General features: G+C 69.1%; 3 protein-coding genes. All 3 read left to right on the top strand.

Annotation, left to right across the window (positions count from 1 at the left end; translation table 11 throughout):
• Nucleotides 1–88 precede the first annotated feature (88 nt).
• Complete coding sequence (locus MJ783_RS14415; RefSeq protein ID WP_239310952.1) at nucleotides 89–1,069, top strand: glycine betaine ABC transporter substrate-binding protein; 981 nt, start codon at nucleotides 89–91, stop codon at nucleotides 1,067–1,069.
• Between the two features lie 179 nt (nucleotides 1,070–1,248).
• Nucleotides 1,249–2,220, top strand: coding sequence for a MoxR family ATPase (locus MJ783_RS14410; RefSeq protein WP_239310963.1), 972 nt, complete (start codon nucleotides 1,249–1,251; stop codon nucleotides 2,218–2,220).
• 5 nt (nucleotides 2,221–2,225) lie between these two features.
• The coding region (locus MJ783_RS14405) for a DUF58 domain-containing protein (protein ID WP_239310951.1) at nucleotides 2,226–3,496 on the top strand (1,271 nt) is incomplete at its 3' end.

Genomic DNA, 3,496 nt, shown 5'->3' with positions numbered 1-3,496 from the left:
GCGTGGCTGAAAAGTCCTGGCCGCGGCTCGTTGCGAACATCTCCTCCCGCGCACCTTCATCAACCCATCTGCCCCAAGGAGAAGCATCATGCGCCCACTGCCGGGCCACCGCCCGCGCCGCATCCGCATTGTCCTTGCCGTGGTCCTCACCGCTGTGACCGCGGGGTGTTTCAGCTCCAGCGGCGGTACCGTCAAGGAAGGCAGCCTCGCGCGGGGCGTCTCGCTGAAGGGCGCCACCTTCACCGTCGGGTCCAAGGAGTTCACCGAGCAGCTTGTCCTCTGCCACCTCACCAGCCTCGCCCTGCGCTCAGCCGGCGCGACGGTTCAGGAGAAGTGTGGACTACAGGGCAGCAACAGCACCCGCACCGCGCTGACATCGGGCAGCATCGACATGTACTGGGAATACACCGGGACCGCCTGGGTCAACTATCTTAAGCACACCGACCCGATCAACGACTCGGCTCAGCTGTACCAAGCCGTCGCACAGGAGGACCTGGCACAAAATCACGTCACCTGGCTCACCGCGGCACCGGCTGACAACACCTACGCCATTGTGGTGAAGACCAGTACCGCCAAAGAGCTCAGCGTCAGCTCGCTCTCCGACTACTCCCGGCTTGTGCGGACCGACCCGTCAAAAGCGTCCATGTGCGTCGCCAGCGAGTTCGCCGGCCGTAATGACGGCCTGCCCGGCCTGCAGAAGGCGTACGACTTCACCGTGCCCAAGGACGGTCTCGCCACCATCGCTGAGGGCGCCATCTACAGTGCGGTGGCCAAGAACAATCCCTGCAACTTCGGGGAAGCCGCCACCACCGACGGGCGTATCAGCGGGCTCGGCCTGAGCGTCCTGAACGACGACAAGCGTTTCTTCCCCATCTACAACCCCGCGCTCACCGTCCGCGAATCCGTCTACAAGGACCACCCCGACCTCGCAAAGATCATTAATGCGATCGCGCCTGCCCTGACCGACGGACTTCTCCAAGAGCTCAACGGTGACGTCGACATCAAGGGCCAGGACCCCACCCAGGTTGCCCGTACCTGGCTCCAGAGCAAGGGTTTCATCGGCACCTGAGCGGAAGCCGAGCACACTGCCAGCCTGTCGCCCGTGCTCCGCCGGCAGGGCCGGAAGCGCTCGTTTGTGAATACCTGCTGTGGGCGGTATCGGCGCGCCGCCGGCCGCCCACAGCGGTTACGTATCCGCTGCCCGGCCGTTGGCGCGGCGCGCCTGGCTACGATGTCGTCGTGTCCACGATGCCAACCAGCGGTGCCGGCCCGTTCGATTTCGCGACCGCCTTCCAGGCTCTTGTCGACAACGTCGAACTGGTGGTGCGGGGCAAGACCGAGGCGGTTTCGCTGGCGCTGACCTGTCTGTTCGCCGGTGGGCATCTGCTCATCGAGGACGTTCCGGGGCTGGGCAAGACGTCGTTGGCCCGGTGCGTCGCGGCATCGTTGGACGCGTCCTGTCACCGCATCCAGTTCACCCCGGATCTGCTGCCGTCCGACGTCACCGGGGTGACCGTCTACCGCCAGGGAAGCGGTGAGTTCGCGTTCCATCCCGGGCCGGTGTTCGCCCATGTGGTGGTGGCCGATGAGGTGAACCGGGCGTCGCCCAAGACGCAGTCGGCGCTGCTGGAGGTTATGGAGGAGGGGCGGGTCACTGTTGACGGCCAGCCCCATGCGGTGCCGCTGCCGTTTTTCGTCGTCGCCACCCAGAACCCGGTCGACATGGACGGCACGTATGCGTTGCCCGAGGCGCAGCTGGACCGTTTTCTCATGCGAGTACGGATGGGTTATCCGGATCGTCAGTCCGAAGTGGCGATTCTGCGTAATCGCCGGTCGGGTATGCGGGTGGAGGACCTGAGCCCGGTGCTGTCCACCGATGAGGTACTGGCGCTGGTCGCCGCGAGCGCGCGTACCCACGTCGCGGACACCGTGCACGAGTATGTGGTTGACGTAGTCTCGGCAACCCGCACGCTGCCGCGGCTGCGGCTGGGCGCCAGCCCGCGCGGCAGCATTGCCCTGCTGCGTGCGGCACAGGTCCGGGCCGCCGCGGCGGGGCGCACGTTCGTCACACCGGACGACGTCAAGGCGCTCGCCGCATCCGTGCTCGCGCATCGGCTGCTGGTGGCACCGGACGCGGAACTGCGTGGTTACACCGCCGAGGATGCTGTCCGCGAGGTGCTCGAGTCCGTACCGGTGCCCCGGTCGCTGGCTGGAGTGTGACCGGTATGCCCACTCGCCGATCCCGGCCGGTGGCAGGTGCCGCTGGTCCGGCGGAGACCATCCGGGCGGCCGGCGGGAGCGCGGGCGGCGCGGCCCGATCGATCGAGCGGCCCGTCCCGGGAGCCGGCGGGAGCGCGGGAGCCGGCACCGCTCCGTCGGCGGCACGCGGTCCGGCGCGGCGCGCGCTTCGCGCGGTTACCGCCACCGGATGGGCGGTGGCCTGCGCCGCGGTTGTGCTGGGGGCTGCCGCGGGTGTGCTGCGGTTTGCCGAGCTGTCGATGCTCGCGGTGGGATGTGTCGTCGTGCTGGCGGCGGCGGTGGTCACGGTCGCCTACCGTCCGCGATTAGGCGCGGAGATCGAGGTCGTTCCCGGCCGGGTCCGGCGCGGTGAGGCGGCTGTCGCGAGTGTGACGATCAGGAACCTCGCGGAGCGGTCCAGCGGTGCCCTGCGGGTCCGCGTGCCGCACGGGGAGGAGGCGACCGAAACACATCTGCGTTCTCTGCGGGGATCGACGCGGCGCACGATCGCGCTACCGTTACCGACCGCGCGCCGTGGGGTGCTGCGGGTCGGCCCGGTGCAGGTCGGCAGAGCTGACCTGTTCGGTTTGCTGTCGCGCTCCCAACAGGTCGGGGAACCGGCCGTGGTGCGTGTCCACCCGGTTGTGTATTCGCTGACGCCGCTGGTGTCCGCTCGGTCGAGCAGCCCTGACGGGCTGTCGGTCGACAGCCGGACCGAAGGCGGCGTGACCTTCCACGCGCTCCGCGAATATGTGCCTGGTGACGATCTCCGGCATGTGCACTGGCGCTCCAGCGCTCGGGCGGGCACCCTGCTGGTGCGGCGGTATGTCGATCCGAGCGAGCCGGTCACGACGGTCCTGCTGGACACGCGGGCGTACGCATACCCGTCCGGAGCGGCCGGCGAGGCCGGGTTCGACGCGGCGGTGGACGTTGCCGCCTCGGTTCTGCTTGCCTCGGCCCGGCTGCGTTTCCCGGTCCGGCTGCACACCACCGGGCATGTTCGGGTCACGGGTCGTGGCGGGCGTGGCGACGGCCAGATCGTTCTCGACGTGCTTGCCGGTGTCGAATGGGACGCCGCGACGCCGGCGGCGGGCAGATCCCGGCCCGGTACCAGCGGATCCGGCAAGGGGGACCGGGACCCCGGTGACGCCAGCGCCCGCCCGGATGACGCGCTGGCCGCGGCTGTCCGGGGGCTTGGCCGTGGCGGGATCGGCACGCTCACGCTTGTCACCGGTGGGGTGGACATCGGGCAGGTGGC

The sequence above is a fragment of the Protofrankia sp. Cj3 genome, from assembly GCF_917627355.1.
Lineage (GTDB): Bacteria > Actinomycetota > Actinomycetes > Frankiales > Frankiaceae > Protofrankia.
Note: the sequence above shows the minus strand (reverse complement) of the source record. Positions and strands in the feature narration are given on the sequence as shown.